This is a genomic window from Emcibacter sp. SYSU 3D8, from assembly GCF_039655875.1.
Taxonomy (GTDB): domain Bacteria; phylum Pseudomonadota; class Alphaproteobacteria; order SMXS01; family SMXS01; genus RI-34.
Genome location: NZ_JBBYXK010000001.1, coordinates 143,587 through 157,465, shown reverse-complemented (window position 1 = coordinate 157,465; position 13,879 = coordinate 143,587). Strand labels below are relative to the sequence as shown.

The window sequence follows — 13,879 nt, the reverse complement described above, 5'->3', positions numbered from 1 at the left end:
AACAAAAGGGCCGCTCCTTTCGGAGCGGCCCTCGCACAGGGTCCGAAAAGCCGGCTGGGGGGATTAGCCGATCCGCTCGAGACTCCTGATTGTGCACTTCTGATCGCGCACCAGCACGGCGCCGAACTTGTCGAACGAGCCGCCCGGCGAGGTTACGAACCCGACGGTGTCGCTGAACGGCAGCGAGTGGCAGTTGTTCAGGAACGTCGCGCGGTACTTGTCGCCCGACGTGGTCGTGATGACCATCGAGCGGCTGGATTCCGCCTTCCAGTCCTTGATCGAGCCGAAATTGGCGAAACTGATCGACGCCGACGGGCTGGCATTGGCACTGTTGAGGCCGATGAACAGCCCCGTCACGATGCCAACGGTCAAGATTGCAGCGGCGAACTTCGGGATAATGTTGGTCCTCTGCTTCATTGCTTTCGTCCTTGTTTCACGGCGGCAGGTCGATGAAATTTTCTGCGCCGGTTAAGATCCGGTTGTAAGTCCGCGCCCCTGAACACGGCATTAATCCGCCGTTTAGCCGGCATTCATCTTGTTTGGATTGTCTGCGCCCCCCCGATGGCGCTATCTACGAGGCATGAACGAGATACATGCGGTGATCCTGCTGAGCGGCGGACTTGATTCCGCGACCTGCCTGGCCATGGCCAAGGCGGAGGGCTATATCTGCCATGCGATCTCGTTCCGCTATGGCCAGCGCCATGCCGTGGAACTGGAGGCGGCGCGCCGCGTGGCGGCATGGGCCGATGCCGCCGAACACCTCATCATCGACATCGACCTGCGCCAGTTCGGTGGTTCGGCCCTGACCGACGATATTGCCGTGCCCAAGGGCCGCAGCACCGCCGAAATGAGTGATGGAATCCCGATCACCTACGTGCCGGCGCGCAACACCATTTTTCTGTCCTATGCCCTTGCATTGGCCGAAGTGCGCGGCTCCAATGACATCTTCATCGGCGTCAACGCCCTTGATTACAGCGGCTATCCCGACTGCAGGCCAGCCTTCATCGAATCCTATCAGCACACGGCGAACCTGGCGACGCGCGCCGGTGTCGAGGGCAAGCGGCCGCTGCGCATACACACCCCGCTGATGGATATGCACAAGGCCGAGATCATCACCGCCGGCACCGCGCTCGGCCTCAATTACGCCATGACGGTCAGCTGCTACGATCCCGCGCCTGACGGGGGCGCATGCGGCCAGTGCGATTCGTGCAGCCTGCGCAAGAAGGGCTTTACCGAAGCCGGCATTCCCGACCCGACGCGCTACGCATCCGCAAGCAGCCAACCATGACCTATGCCGTCAAGGAGCTGTTCTACACGCTGCAAGGGGAAGGCGCGAATGCGGGCCGCCCGGCGGTGTTCTGCCGCTTCGCCGGCTGCAATCTGTGGACCGGGCGCGAGCAGGACCGGGCCGATGCGGTCTGCACGTTCTGCGATACCGATTTCATCGGCACCGACGGACCCGGCGGCGGCAAGTTCGCGGCACCTGTCGACCTGGCGCACGCGGCGGCGGCCCGATTGCCCGAAGGTGTCTCGTCCACGGGCATGCTGGTTGTCTGCACTGGGGGCGAGCCCTTGCTCCAGCTGGACGCGCCACTGATCGACGCCTTCCATGCCGCCGGATTCGAGATCGCGGTAGAGACCAACGGCACCATCGAAGCGCCGGCCGGCCTGGACTGGATCTGTGTCAGCCCCAAGGCGAGCGCACCGCTGAAGCAGACCAGTGGCCATGAACTGAAGCTGGTGTTCCCGCAGGAAGCCGCCCTGCCGGAACGCTTCGCGTCCCTCGCCTTCCGGCACTTCTACCTGCAGCCGATGGACGGACCGTCACGCGAGCAAAACACCGAAGCGGCCACGGCCTATTGCCTGGCGCACCCGCAATGGCGCCTGTCGCTGCAAACCCACAAGATGATCGGCATTCCATAAGCCCGGTGACACCGTCATCCAGGCTGCAGGAGGGCCGTCAATCTGCTGAAAGGCGTAAAACCTAGCCTCGGCCCCGGTAAGTCGGCACACCCTGGTCAGGAATCCAGACACCTTCGGGCGCGGCGCCGGTCTGGTAGAAGACGTCGATGGGAATGCCGCCGCGCGGATACCAGTAGCCGCCAATGCGCAGCCATTTGGGTTCGGTCGCCTCGACGATCCGGCGGGCAATGGCCACCGTGCAGGCTTCGTGAAACGCGCCGTGATTGCGGAAACTGGAAAGAAACAGCTTCAGCGATTTCGATTCGACGATGACAGCGCCCGGCACGTAGTCGATCACCAGATGCGCGAAATCGGGCTGCCCCGTCACCGGGCACAGCGACGTGAACTCAGGCGCCGTGAAACGAATCAGATAGGCGGCGTCCTGGTGCGGATTGGGCACCACCTCGAGCACCGCCTCGTCGGGCGATTTCGGAAGGGCGGTCTGGTGGCCAAGTTGTTCGAGCGGCGTATATGAGTCTTCAGACATGGGGAGACCTTTCGAATGCCTTCATTAACCCATATCGCCCTGCATTGCGAAGACCTCGACGCGTCGATCGCCTTCTACCGCGACTATTGCGGCCTCCATATCAGCCACGACCGCGCCGACGACCATGGCCGCGTGGTGTGGATGGCGGAACCCGGCAAGGAACACCAGTTCGTCATCGTCATGATCTCGGGCGGCAAGCCCCATCAGCAGGCGGAAGGAGACTTCAGCCACCTGGGATTCGCCATGGAAAGCCGCAAGGCGGTGGATGCGATCGCCGCGCGCGCCGAGGCCGAGGGCCTGCTGGCGTGGCCGCCGCGCGACGAGGCCTATCCGGTCGGCTATTATTGCGGGATCCGCGCCCCGGACGGCAACGTGGTCGAGTTCAGCTACGACCAGCCGCTCGGCCCCGGCGCCGGTCAATCCATGACGGCGCATGCGGATGCTTGAACGGCTCGGAGCCAGTCTCTAAGTTGTCCCTTCCTGCCCACTGAACCGGCCGCAGAGATGACCGTCCGCAAAGACTTCGTCGATACCATCGGCAATACGCCCCTGATCCGCCTGAACCGCGTCTCCGACGCGACCGGCTGTGAGATTCTGGGCAAGGCCGAGTTTCTCAACCCGGGCGGCTCGGTCAAGGATCGCGCGGCCTGGGGAATCATCAAGGACGCCGAGGAAAGGGGACTGCTGCGCCCCGGCGGCGTCATCGTCGAGGGCACCGCCGGCAATACCGGCATCGGGCTGGCGCTGGTGGGCAATTCCCGCGGCTACAAGTCCGTCATCGTGATCCCCGACACCCAGAGCCAGGAAAAGATGGACATGCTGCGGCTTTGCGGCGCCGATCTTCGTCCGGTACCTGCGGTGCCGTACAAGGATCCCAACAATTACGTGAAGCTGTCGGGCCGGTTGGCCGAGGAGATCGCCCGCGCCAATCCCAATGGCGCCATCTGGGCCAACCAGTTCGACAATCAGGCCAATCGCCGCGCCCATTACGAGACGACGGGTCCCGAGATCTGGGAGCAGACCGACGGCAAGATCGATGGATTCATCTGCGCCGTCGGCACCGGCGGCACGCTGGCCGGCATCGGCATGTTCCTCAAGGAACGCAAGAGCAACATCAAGATCGGCCTGGCCGATCCCGAAGGTGCGGCATTGTTTGAATATTATGCCCACGGCGCGCTGAAGTCCGAAGGCACCTCGATCACCGAAGGCATCGGCCAGGGCCGCATCACCGCGAACCTGGAGGATGCCCCCATTGATTTTCCGTACCGGATTCCCGATGCGGAAGCGCTGCCGCTGATCTTCGACCTGCTCGAATTCGAGGGATTGTGCCTCGGCGGATCGACCGGCATCAACGTCGCCGGCGCCGTCCGCCTGGCGAAGGAACTGGGGCCGGGCCACACCATCGTCACCGTGCTTTGCGATTACGGCACCCGCTACCAGAGCAAGCTGTTCAATCCCGCATTCCTGCATGACAAGGGCCTGCCCGTGCCCCATTGGCTGGAGGCCTAGATGACTGCCGCCATCGATCCACTGGTGTCCACGGACTGGCTTCTGGAGCATCTGGAGCAGCCGGATCTGCGCATCGTCGATGCCAGCTGGTACATGCCCGACCAGAACCGCAATCCGCGCGCCGAATACGCTGCCGAACACATACCCGGCGGGGTATTCTTCGATATCGATGAGGTCTGCGACCTGGACAATCCGCTGCCGCACATGCTGCCGCCGCCGGAGAAGTTCGCGAGCCGCATGCGCAGGCTCGGCCTGGGCGACGGCAACCGCATCGTGGTCTATGACGGCTCGGGCCTCTTCAGCGCCGCCCGGGTCTGGTGGATGTTCCGCGTGTTCGGCCACGAGGATGTATCGGTGCTCGACGGCGGCCTGCCGAAGTGGAAAGCCGAAGGCAAGCCCCTGGCCGATCTGCCGGAGATGTCGCGCGAGCGCCATTTCACCGCCCGCATCAACCGCACCATGGTGCGCGAGGCCGACCAGATCATGGCCCACCTCCGGGATGGCCATGAGCAGGTACTCGATGCTCGCAGTCCCTCGCGCTTCAGCGCCCAGGAACCCGAGCCGCGTCCCGGTATCCGCAGCGGCCACATCCCCGGAAGCCGAAATGTCCACTACCGCACCCTGTTGAACGATGACGGCACAATGCTGGGGCGCGACGACCTGCGCAGGGTATTCATCGAGGCCGGCGTCGACCTCAACAAGGGCATCGTGACCACCTGCGGGTCGGGCATCACCGCCGCCATCCTGGCGCTGGGCCTGCACATGCTGGGCCACCGCCGCGTTTCGCTCTATGACGGCTCGTGGTCCGAATGGGGCAGCCGGACCGACCTTCCCGTCGAAAGCTGAGATGAAGAAGCCCACGCGGATCGTCCAGAGCGGCCGCGGTGGCAAATACGCGCCCGGCATGATCAATGTGCCGGTCTATCACGCCTCCACGATCGTGTTCCCGACCGTCGCCGAACTGCGGCAGGCCGTGGCCCGGCGCAATGCCCAGGTGCTGTATTACGGCCGGCGCGGCACGCCGACACAATGGGCGCTGGCCGACGCCATTACCGATCTGGAGGGCGGCGCAGGCTGCGTGCTTTACGGTTCGGGGCTTGCCGCCATCACCGCGTCGATCCTGGCTTTCGTCAAGACCGGCGATCACCTGCTGATGACCGACAGTGTCTACGAGCCGACACGGGCCTTTTGCGACAACGTGCTGAAGGGCCTGGGCATAGAGACCACCTATTACGACCCGCTGCTCGGCGGCGCCATCGCCGGATTGATGCGCCCCAACACGACGATCGTGTTCACCGAATCCCCGGGCTCGCTGACCTTCGAGATCCAGGACATTCCCGCCATCGCCGCGGCGGCCCATGCCGCCGGCGCGGTCGTGCTCAACGACAATACCTGCGCCTCACCGCTCAATTTGCGGGTCCTGGACCTGGGCGCCGACGTGGCGATTCACTCGCTGACCAAATATGTGGTGGGCCATTCGGACGCCATGCTGGGCGCGGCGGTCGCCAATCAGGCAAATTTGGCCCGGTTGCAACGGGGCGGCTATCTCCATGGCCACGCCGCATCCCCGGACGATTGCTATCTGGCACTGCGGGGCCTTCGGACCCTGGAGCCGCGCATGAAGCAAGGCGGGGCGACGGCGCTCAGACTGGCCAACTGGCTGAAACAGCGGCCGGAAGTCGACCGCGTGTTGCATCCGGCCCTGCCCGATTGCCCGGGCCACGATATCTGGCGCCGCGACTTCACCGGCACGTCAAGCCTCTTCTCCATCGTCCTGAAGCACGGCAGCGATGCAGCCATTTCGGCCATGCTGGACGGCTATCGGCACTTTGGGATCGGCTTCTCCTATGGCGGGTTCGAAAGCCTGGTGCTACCGTCAAATCCGTCGGGCGTCAGGACGGCGACGACCTGGACCGGCCCCCTTATTCGCTTCCATGCCGGCCTCGAAGATCCGGACGATCTTATCGCGGATCTGGAAGCAGGCCTTGAAAGGTTCAACGCGGCGCTATGACAGAACCGACCATCGCCATCGAAAGCCCCGATCAGCCCGACGTGAAGACCATGTTCGAAGAGGCGCGGGCGCTGTACATCAACAATTATCCCGACGGGCGCAACCGCCTGCCGACCATTGCCGAACTGAGCCAACCGGACACGCTGTTCTGGGTGGTGCGCGAGAATGGGAGAGCAATCGGCTGCGGCGCGCTGACCCGCCACGACGGATGGGCCGAGATCAAGCGCATGTATGTGGTCGTGGACTCGCGCCGCAGGAACATCGGCGCACTGATCCTGGACACGATCGAGGACTATGCCGAGAAAACGAACATCCCGGTCGTCCGGCTCGAGACCGGCGAGCGCCAGAGCGCGGCAATCAGCCTGTACCGCTCACGCGGCTACAAGTCACGCGGACCGTTCGGCGACTATGCCGACGCCGACAACTGCCTGTTCATGGAAAAGCAGCTGTAGCATCTGCTGCTATCGGATGGTCGCCCCTTGCGGCCACACCATGTTCTGCATCAGCGCCGCCACCCGCCCGCGCATGGTTTCGGCATTGGATGCCGGATAGGCTGCCGTGAACCTCACCAGGACATCGGGCTGCATGCGGAAGACATGCAGCGTGGCAAAGGCCTGCTCCCCGTTCGCACGTACCGAGAACACGCCCATGGTGCCTTGCATCCGGCGCGGGCCCTGAACCACCGCTATCGGACCGGCGGTGATCTCGCGGGCATCGGGAAACTGGTCGAGGATTTCCTGCCGCGACAGCTTGAACTGCTCGTCGATGCTGCGGCCCTGGTTCATCGTCAGATGCGCCGTGACGAATGACGGCGTGTCCGATGGCTTGGCCCGGGCGTCGTCGACCGCATAGGTCACCGACGCGTCCAGCCCCAGGGCGTCATAGGTTTCCTTCCCCGACTCGGCGAGCCCGGCAACGGTCTCGGGAAGGACCGCCCCGGACGCCTTGTGGACAAGACCTCCTGGCACCCTGTCCTGCGACCACGCCATGCTGTCGAGGCGGGCAGAGACCTTCGCAGCCTCCTCGGCCATTTCGTTGGCCCTGGAGTCGTTGCCCAGGCCCTTGGCCGCCTCGAAGCGGATCATCAGCGCCAGCAGCATGGCCTGGTCGCGGGATTCAGTAACCTTGGACAGTTCGGAGATGACCTGCACGGCGGTGGCGTCGGCCTCGTCGAACCGGCCATCGCCAAGCTGGATCCGCGCCAGGTAGATCAGCGCCGCTGCGCGGTCCTGTGTGCCCAGATCGCCGGCAAGCGCCTTCAGGAACGCCGCCTCGGCATCTGCCAGTTCGCCCTGCTCCAGCAACTCGACCGCGTGTCCCAGCGATCCTGTCGATGCTTCTTCCGCCGCCAGAGGCTGTGCCGCGGCCAGCAGCAAACCGGCTCCCAGCAGCATGACGTGCAGCCGGGTACGAAGCGCGCTCATGTCCGGCTTACCGGAAACGCTGGCAGGGATAGTTGTTGCCGCCGCGTGTCATGTTGTCGAGCATGGCGGTGTTGCTGTCGGAATACTCCGAACAGGACTTGAAGTTGCTGTCGCTGTCGCCGAGATAGCGTCCACCGCCGTCCATGCGGCCCCAGCGATTGTAGCCCAGGCGATTGTCGCCGGCGCCGCCGAACGCCCCCGACCCGCCGCTGAACTGGACCCGGAAGTTTGGATCGCTCTGTGGGTCCACCTGTTGATTGAACGAATTGCTCTGGGTGAAGCCCATGCCCGCATCCTGCATCTGTCCCGGTGTGATCACCTGGAACGCGCCGGCGGCGCCCATCGGCAGCAGGGCAATGATCGTAGCAGCGATCAGCTTATTCATGGCGATCTCCTAACCTGCTTTACAATTAGCACAGAAACCAACGAGTTCAACGGTCTGGCTGCGCGCGTCGAATCCTTTGGCAGCGGCTTTCCGGCGCAGTGTCTGGCGCACCTCGTCATCATCCATTTCCGTCACGTTGCCGCATTCCCGGCAGATCAGGAACTGTCCAGTGTGGAATTCCTTGGGATGGATGCAGCCCAGATAGGCGTTCATGCTCTCGATCCGGTGGACCAGACCGTTCTCGATCAGAAAATCCAATGCCCGGTAGACCGTGGGCGGCGCCGGCTTGCGCGCGCCGTCGCCAAGCTTTCCAAGGATGTCGTAGGCGCCGACCGGACGATGCGACGACCACACCAGCTCGAGCACGCGGCGGCGCAGCGGCGTCAGGCGGGCGCCGCGCTCGACGCACAAAGACTCGGCGGTTTCCAGTGCATCATCGACGCAGGCGCTATGATCGTGACCCGTCGGATGGATATGCAGGGCGGCGTCCGTCATCGGGCTCCTTAATCCTGTGTGGCCTGATACAGTGTATCATACTACATAAGGCGCCGTTCAATCGAGAGAAGCCGCGGAAAGGCATGACGATGACCGCCGTCCAGGACGACGCGCTTGCGCTGGTGAAATTCGACGACAAGGGGCTGGTGCCGGCCATCGCCCAGCAGCACGACACCGGCGAAGTGCTGATGATGGCGTGGATGAACGAGCAGGCGTTGCGCGCCACGCTCGACAGCGGCGAGGTCCATTACTGGTCCCGCTCGCGCGGCAACCTCTGGCACAAGGGCGAGAGCTCGGGCCAGATCCAGAAGCTGGTGGATTTGCGCATTGATTGCGACGGTGACACCCTGCTGCTGCTGGTCGACCAGACCGGCGTCGCCTGCCACACCGGACGGCGAAGCTGCTTTTTCCGGGCCGTGCGGCCAGGCGGCGTCGCCGAGACCGAGCCGGTGCTCGTGTCGCCGGATACGCTCTACGGCGGATGAGCTGCCGGCGGCAGTGACGGAGGACACTCGAATCAGTACGCTCGCGCCATGCCGCTGCTGACCCCGTTCGAGACCGAGGCCCTGTTGCTGTCGCTGAAGGTAGCGGTGGCGGCGGTGGCGTGCAGCCTGCCCTTCGCCATCGCCATCGCCTGGCTGCTGGCCCGCAAGGACTTCCCCGGCAAGTCGGTGGTCAACGCACTGGTGCACTTGCCGCTGGTGGTACCGCCCGTGGTGATCGGCTACCTGCTGCTGGTGACTCTCGGACGCCGCGGCATCGTTGGCGCATGGCTGGACGAAACATTCGGCATCGTCATCGCCTTCACCTGGATCGCGGCTGCCGTCGCATCGGGCGTGATGGCCTTTCCGCTGATGGTCCGCGCCATCCGGCTGTCGATCGAGGCGGTCGATGTCCGGCTCGAATCCGTCGCCCGCACCCTGGGCGCCTCGCACGCGCGGGTGATGATGAGCGTGACGTTGCCGCTCACCCTGCCCGGCATCATCGCCGGCATCGCCCTAGGCTTCGCGCGCTGCCTCGGGGAATTCGGCGCAACCATTACCTTCGCGTCCAACATTCCGGGCGTCAGCCGTACCCTGCCGCTGGCGCTTTACACCACCCTCAACATGCCGGGAGGCGAAGCCAATGCGCTGCGGCTGGTTGTGCTGTCGGTGGTGCTGGCCTTCCTGGCGCTGGGGCTCTCGGAGTTGATGGCGCGGCGGGTGACGCGGATGGTCACGGGCATCGGATGAGCGAAATCGCCATAGATATCGGCCTGCGCCGGGGCAAATTTTCGTTGTCGGCGACGTTTGCCGCCGGCCCGGGCATCACGGCGCTGACGGGCCCGTCGGGCGCCGGGAAATCCACCGTTGCGAGCGCAGTCGCCGGCCTCGTGCGGCCCGAACGCGGCCGTATCGAGGTGCGCGGCCAGACCCTGTTTGATGCCGCAGGCCGGGTCAATGTCCCGGTCGCCGACAGGCGGATCGGATACGTGCTGCAGGATGCATTGCTATTTCCGCACCTTTCCGTGCGCCAGAACCTGACTTTTTCGCGCCGGAGGGGGAATCTCGCGCTTGGCCAGGTGACAGAAATCCTTGGTATCGCCCCCCTGCTCGAGCGTCGCCCCGCCGGACTTTCCGGCGGCGAACGCCAGCGCGTCGCCATTGGCCGGGCGCTGCTGTCCGGGCCATCGTTGCTGATCATGGACGAACCGCTCGCCGGCCTCGATGCTGCGCGCCGCGCCGAACTGTTGCCGTTCATCGAAACGCTGCGCGACACGCTTTCGCTGCCCATCCTTTACATCACCCATAATTGGCCGGAGATCATCAGGCTGGCGGATACGGTGGTGCTGATGGAACAGGGCGAGGTACGCGCCGCCGGCCCACTCCAGTCGATTCTGGCGGCGGGCGATGCCAGACTGCGCCATCTGGTGCCGGACGGTTCGGTGATCGAGGCGACGCCCACCAAAGGCGATGTGGACGGGTTGTGTCGCTTCGCGACCGCCGCCGGCCCGCTGTTCCTGCCCCGCGCCAGTGTTTCCGGCGGCAAGGTCCGGCTGTTCATCGACGCCCACGACGTCGCCATCGCGCTGGAGGCGCCCCAGGGCGTTAGCGTGCAGAACGTGCTGAGCGGAACCATCGAAGAGCTGGCCGTACTGGACGAATCGCACCTTGATCTTCGTCTCTCGCTGGCAGGACAGCAGACGATCCGCGCCCGGATCACCCGACATGCGGGTGCGCAGCTTGGACTCGCAGCGGGCATGACGGTGTTCGCCCTGATCAAGTCCGTGTCTTTCGATCGCCGACTGCAATTTCGGGGTATCGAATAGTTTCCCCAAGATTAGCATTTGGATACTACAGTTGTAATTTGTTCATCAACCGTACAGACTCAAAAAGCCATAGTATTGCTTGACGATGACCAAACTCGTCGAGTCAAACATTGGAGAGAAAGCACGATGAACAGGCTTACGAAAATTCCGATGATTGCGGCATTTTCCGCCATCGTCGCGACTTTCAGCGTCACGACGGAAGCGTCGGCGGAGCGCGGTGACGGACGCCACTATTCCCAGAACAAGGGTAATCGTGGCGACGATGTTCGCGCCGGCAGCGCCCATCGCGGCACCGAAAAATATCGTGGCAGCAACCACAAGCGCTCCTACGGCGGCAACCGTGAATACCGAGGCAATCGGGATCACAACGCGCGCCGGAACACCCACAAGGCCACCCGGGACGCACGGTCCAGCCGCAGCGCCCATACCGCCAGCCGGGAGGCGAGATCCGACCGGAAGGCATACAGATCCAATCGAAACTACAGTTCCAGCCGGAATGCCTATAGCGCCAGCCGAGACTATCGCTCGGACAACCGGCGCGGCAACGACCGGCATGTGAGCACCAACCGCTATCGCAATGACAACTGGCACAGCCGTCACAACCGGCACGGTGACCGCCGGTCCTACAACAGCCGTAACACCCGGCCGCATTACGGGCACAGCTATCGCGCCAACAACCGCTACGACTACAGCCGCTCATGGCGCGACCGGAATTATTTCTGGAACAACCGCCAGCACTGGAACTCGTGGCGCCCGTATTACGGCCCCATCTGGAGCGGCTACCGTCATTCCTACTGGAACGACCGCGGCTGCGTCCCCGTCACCCGCTATTGGGCTTGGGATGGCCGCCCGGCCCTGGTTGGCGGCATCCAGTGCTACAACCCCTACGGTGTCGCCTACATCGTCGACAACCACTACTACCCGCTGAACTACTACTAAGGCACGCGCCGGCCTCCGCCGGTCCGAGAGACCGCCGCAACACCGCGGCGGTCTTTTCGCATTCGGGCCGCAATCACGAACCACTTGCTCACACGCACGGCAGGGTTATCTTCTACATTCAGCAAGCGTTCATCCACGTGCCGGATAATTGCAGCATCGAACATGTGATTGGCGGGAGAGTGCCATGGTAAACCTGAAGAAGCTTACGATCGCCGCGGCGAGTGCCGCTGTACTTGCCACCGCAGTCGTGCCGTCACAGGCGATAGCGCGCGGGTGGCATCATGGTGGATATCATGGGCATCATGGCCATGGAGGCAGCGCCTGGCCGTTTGCCCTTGTCGGCGGACTTGCCGCCGGCGCACTGATCGCCTCCGCTGCCAATGACCGCGACGATCGCTATTACGGACGTCCTGTGGCCTACGCGCCGCCAGCGCCGGCCTATTACGCGCCGCAGCGGCCCTGCAGCGTGGTTAACCGGCTGGAGGACGTCGAGGGCTACACCGTCAAGATGGCCGCGACCATGTGTTACGATTCCAGCGGCCGCGCCTACATCGTCAAGGGCAGCGAGCACCCGGTCGACGACGCCTACGACTACTAATCCTGGAATCAGCCTATCGGACGGCCGGCTTGATGCCGGCCGTTTTGATTCCGGCGCGTTGTTTCGCGTTTCACCGCCGCCGAATCCCGTCTATCAAGGCTATCCCTCCCTGGACGGATAGGCCGCATGTCAGACACCTTGATCGAAATCCCCCCAGGCTTCACGCCACTGCGTTTTCGCAGCGCCTATCTTGGGTTCCTGGGTCCCTTCTACGAGGCGCTGCGCGACGGCCAGGCCATTGTGGGTCTGCCGCTCGAGGAAAAGCACATGAACCTGCGCGCCATGGCTCATGGCGGCGTGCTTGCCACCCTCGCCGACGTCACGCTCAGTTTCACCCTCGTCACGGCAGATACGTCGCTGCAAGCGGTGTCCACCGTCAGCCTGACCACAGACTTCCTCGGCACGGCCAAGCTCGGCAATTGGGTCGAAGGTTCGGGGACGATCGACCGGATGGGTGGCAACCTGGCGTTCGTCCATGGCAAGATCACCTCCAACGGGGTGCCGGTGGCCACCATGAGCGGCGTGTTCAAATTATACTGGCCTGAATGACCCCCGCGCCGAGCGACTTCGACGGGCAGTTTCATATCGCTGGTTTTCCGATAGACTCGCGGCCGTGAGAGATCCAGTCACACCGCGTGGCCGCTATGAGGCCGTTGGCACCGAAGGCCGGCTCGCCGCTATCGTCAGCGGTGTTCTGGCTGTTGTCGTCATGCTCGGCGTCATCGCGGCCATCTTCCTCTTCCTGATCAAGGCAACGGAAAATGCACAGGAGCCTGCTGCCGACGCAGCCGGTAAAACGCACGCCGGCCCTGCGGCGGCGGCCAAGGGACCGCAGGAAGCGGCTGCCATGGCCGATTGCCCGAATTGTCCCATCATGGTCACCATCCCGCCGGGCATGTTCCTGATGGGGGTGCATGCCGAGGAGGCGGATGCCGACAACGTCCCCGCCATGCAGCGGCAGGCGGAACAACCCCTTCACGGCGTGACCGTGCGCGATCCCATCGCCCTGGGGCAGACTGAGGTTACCCGCGGCCAGTTCGCCGTCTTCGTGGCCGAGACCAATCATCAGTCGCTGGGATGCATGGTCAACGACGGTAGGTCGTGGATAATCGACCGCACCAAGAGCTGGCGCGACCCAGGCTTTTCACAGGACGACCAGCACCCGGTGGTCTGCGTCAATTACGAGGACGCCGAGGCGTATACGGCCTGGCTGACGCGCAAGACGAGCAAGCGATACCGCCTGCCAACCGAGACCGAATGGGAATACGCGGCACGTGCCGGTGCCGCGAACGGAAAGCCCTGGGGCGAGATACCCGCCCTTGCCTGCGCCCACGGCAAGGTTGCCGACCGCAGTCACGCGGCGCGTTTCAGCCGCAAAACCGCACTCATGTTTTTTCCCTGCGAAACCGGCTACGCGTTCACCGCGCCGGTGGCCCACTACCAGGCCAACGGCTTCGGCCTGTTCGACGTGTACGGCAACGTGCGGGAGGTCGTCGCTGATTGCTGGAACCCGAATTATTGGGGAAAGGGCATCGGCACGAAAGCGCAGCGCTCGGGCGCTAGCGACACCGCCGTGTTGCGAGGTGGCGGCTGGTACGACGCCCCCTCCAATATTCGCCCTGCCCGGCGGTTTCGTGCGGACCGGTCGCTGCGCCGCGCTGACCAGGGCTTCCGCGTGGCAAAGGACTTGCCGGTCACGGTGAACTGACCATGTGGCGCCGGAAGAAGCCGCCACAGTCAGGCAGCACGGGCCGTGTCTAT

19 protein-coding genes are annotated in these 13,879 nt (G+C 64.1%); 14 read left to right on the top strand and 5 right to left on the bottom strand.

Translation table 11 applies throughout. The annotated features are described in order from the left end of the window. Positions 1-63 precede the first annotated feature (63 nt). Positions 64-417 (bottom strand): DUF6491 family protein, encoded by a 354-nt coding sequence (locus WJU21_RS00810; RefSeq protein ID WP_346321480.1) that lies wholly within the window; start codon positions 415-417, stop codon positions 64-66. A 163-nt stretch (positions 418-580) separates the two neighbouring features. Here WJU21_RS00810 and queC point away from each other — a divergent pair, with 163 nt between their 5' ends. Further along, a complete protein-coding gene (gene queC, locus WJU21_RS00805) occupies positions 581-1,288 on the top strand; it encodes a 7-cyano-7-deazaguanine synthase QueC (RefSeq protein WP_346321479.1) in 708 nt (235 codons plus the stop codon). Beyond that, positions 1,285-1,923: a 7-carboxy-7-deazaguanine synthase gene (gene queE / locus WJU21_RS00800; protein WP_346321478.1), complete on the top strand. Its 639-nt coding sequence runs from the start codon at positions 1,285-1,287 to the stop codon at positions 1,921-1,923. Before queC ends, queE begins: the two co-directional genes overlap by 4 nt. Before the next feature lie 61 nt (positions 1,924-1,984). Here queE and queF read toward each other — a convergent pair whose 3' ends face one another. Continuing rightward, positions 1,985-2,449 (bottom strand): preQ(1) synthase, encoded by a 465-nt coding sequence (queF, locus tag WJU21_RS00795; RefSeq protein WP_346321477.1) that lies wholly within the window; start codon positions 2,447-2,449, stop codon positions 1,985-1,987. A 15-nt stretch (positions 2,450-2,464) separates the two neighbouring features. Between queF and WJU21_RS00790 the strand changes: the two genes are divergently transcribed. From WJU21_RS00790 to WJU21_RS00770, 5 genes are read left to right on the top strand one after another with little or no spacing between them, the layout of a single operon-like run. Continuing rightward, a complete protein-coding gene (locus WJU21_RS00790; protein WP_346321476.1) occupies positions 2,465-2,896 on the top strand; it encodes a VOC family protein in 432 nt (143 codons plus the stop codon). 57 nt (positions 2,897-2,953) lie between these two features. Beyond that, positions 2,954-3,958: a cysteine synthase A gene (locus WJU21_RS00785; protein ID WP_346321475.1), complete on the top strand. Its 1,005-nt coding sequence runs from the start codon at positions 2,954-2,956 to the stop codon at positions 3,956-3,958. After that, positions 3,959-4,804, top strand: a complete 846-nt coding sequence (sseA, locus tag WJU21_RS00780; protein WP_346321474.1) for a 3-mercaptopyruvate sulfurtransferase — start codon at positions 3,959-3,961, stop codon at positions 4,802-4,804. It begins immediately after the preceding gene. 1 nt (position 4,805) lies between these two features. Continuing rightward, positions 4,806-5,969: a cystathionine beta-lyase gene (metC, locus tag WJU21_RS00775; RefSeq protein ID WP_346321473.1), complete on the top strand. Its 1,164-nt coding sequence runs from the start codon at positions 4,806-4,808 to the stop codon at positions 5,967-5,969. Beyond that, entirely contained in the window at positions 5,966-6,421 is a 456-nt protein-coding gene (locus tag WJU21_RS00770; protein WP_346321472.1) for a GNAT family N-acetyltransferase, read from the top strand. Before metC ends, WJU21_RS00770 begins: the two co-directional genes overlap by 4 nt. A 9-nt stretch (positions 6,422-6,430) precedes the next feature. On the opposite strand, the gene WJU21_RS00765 is transcribed toward WJU21_RS00770, so the two are convergent. From WJU21_RS00765 to WJU21_RS00755, 3 genes are read right to left on the bottom strand one after another with little or no spacing between them, the layout of a single operon-like run. Next, the gene (locus WJU21_RS00765) at positions 6,431-7,393 is read right to left on the bottom strand and encodes a hypothetical protein (protein WP_346321471.1); all 963 of its coding nucleotides are present in this window, start codon (positions 7,391-7,393) and stop codon (positions 6,431-6,433) included. A gap of 7 nt (positions 7,394-7,400) precedes the next feature. Beyond that, entirely contained in the window at positions 7,401-7,778 is a 378-nt protein-coding gene (locus tag WJU21_RS00760; RefSeq protein WP_346321470.1) for a hypothetical protein, read from the bottom strand. A gap of 9 nt (positions 7,779-7,787) precedes the next feature. Beyond that, positions 7,788-8,273: a transcriptional repressor gene (locus WJU21_RS00755; RefSeq protein ID WP_346321469.1), complete on the bottom strand. Its 486-nt coding sequence runs from the start codon at positions 8,271-8,273 to the stop codon at positions 7,788-7,790. A gap of 89 nt (positions 8,274-8,362) precedes the next feature. Between WJU21_RS00755 and hisI the strand changes: the two genes are divergently transcribed. The 7 genes from hisI to WJU21_RS00720 all read left to right on the top strand — a co-directional run bounded on the left by hisI (position 8,363) and on the right by WJU21_RS00720 (position 13,826). Continuing rightward, a complete protein-coding gene (gene hisI, locus WJU21_RS00750; protein WP_346322427.1) occupies positions 8,363-8,758 on the top strand; it encodes a phosphoribosyl-AMP cyclohydrolase in 396 nt (131 codons plus the stop codon). Between the two features lie 48 nt (positions 8,759-8,806). Beyond that, complete coding sequence (gene modB, locus WJU21_RS00745) at positions 8,807-9,505, top strand: molybdate ABC transporter permease subunit (RefSeq protein WP_346321468.1); 699 nt, start codon at positions 8,807-8,809, stop codon at positions 9,503-9,505. Continuing rightward, on the top strand, positions 9,502-10,581 hold the full coding sequence (gene modC / locus WJU21_RS00740) for a molybdenum ABC transporter ATP-binding protein (protein WP_346321467.1): 1,080 nt from the start codon (positions 9,502-9,504) through the stop codon (positions 10,579-10,581). The genes modB and modC overlap by 4 nt, the downstream gene beginning before the upstream one ends. 126 nt (positions 10,582-10,707) lie before the next feature. Beyond that, positions 10,708-11,520: a hypothetical protein gene (locus WJU21_RS00735; protein WP_346321466.1), complete on the top strand. Its 813-nt coding sequence runs from the start codon at positions 10,708-10,710 to the stop codon at positions 11,518-11,520. Positions 11,521-11,704: 184 nt separating this feature from the next. Beyond that, positions 11,705-12,118, top strand: coding sequence for a hypothetical protein (locus WJU21_RS00730; RefSeq protein ID WP_346321465.1), 414 nt, complete (start codon positions 11,705-11,707; stop codon positions 12,116-12,118). A gap of 126 nt (positions 12,119-12,244) precedes the next feature. Further along, positions 12,245-12,667 carry a PaaI family thioesterase gene (locus WJU21_RS00725; protein WP_346321464.1) on the top strand — a complete coding sequence of 141 codons (423 nt, stop codon included), beginning with the start codon at positions 12,245-12,247 and terminating at the stop codon, positions 12,665-12,667. 64 nt (positions 12,668-12,731) lie between these two features. Further along, positions 12,732-13,826: an SUMF1/EgtB/PvdO family nonheme iron enzyme gene (locus tag WJU21_RS00720; protein ID WP_346321463.1), complete on the top strand. Its 1,095-nt coding sequence runs from the start codon at positions 12,732-12,734 to the stop codon at positions 13,824-13,826. Positions 13,827-13,879: the final 53 nt, after the last annotated feature.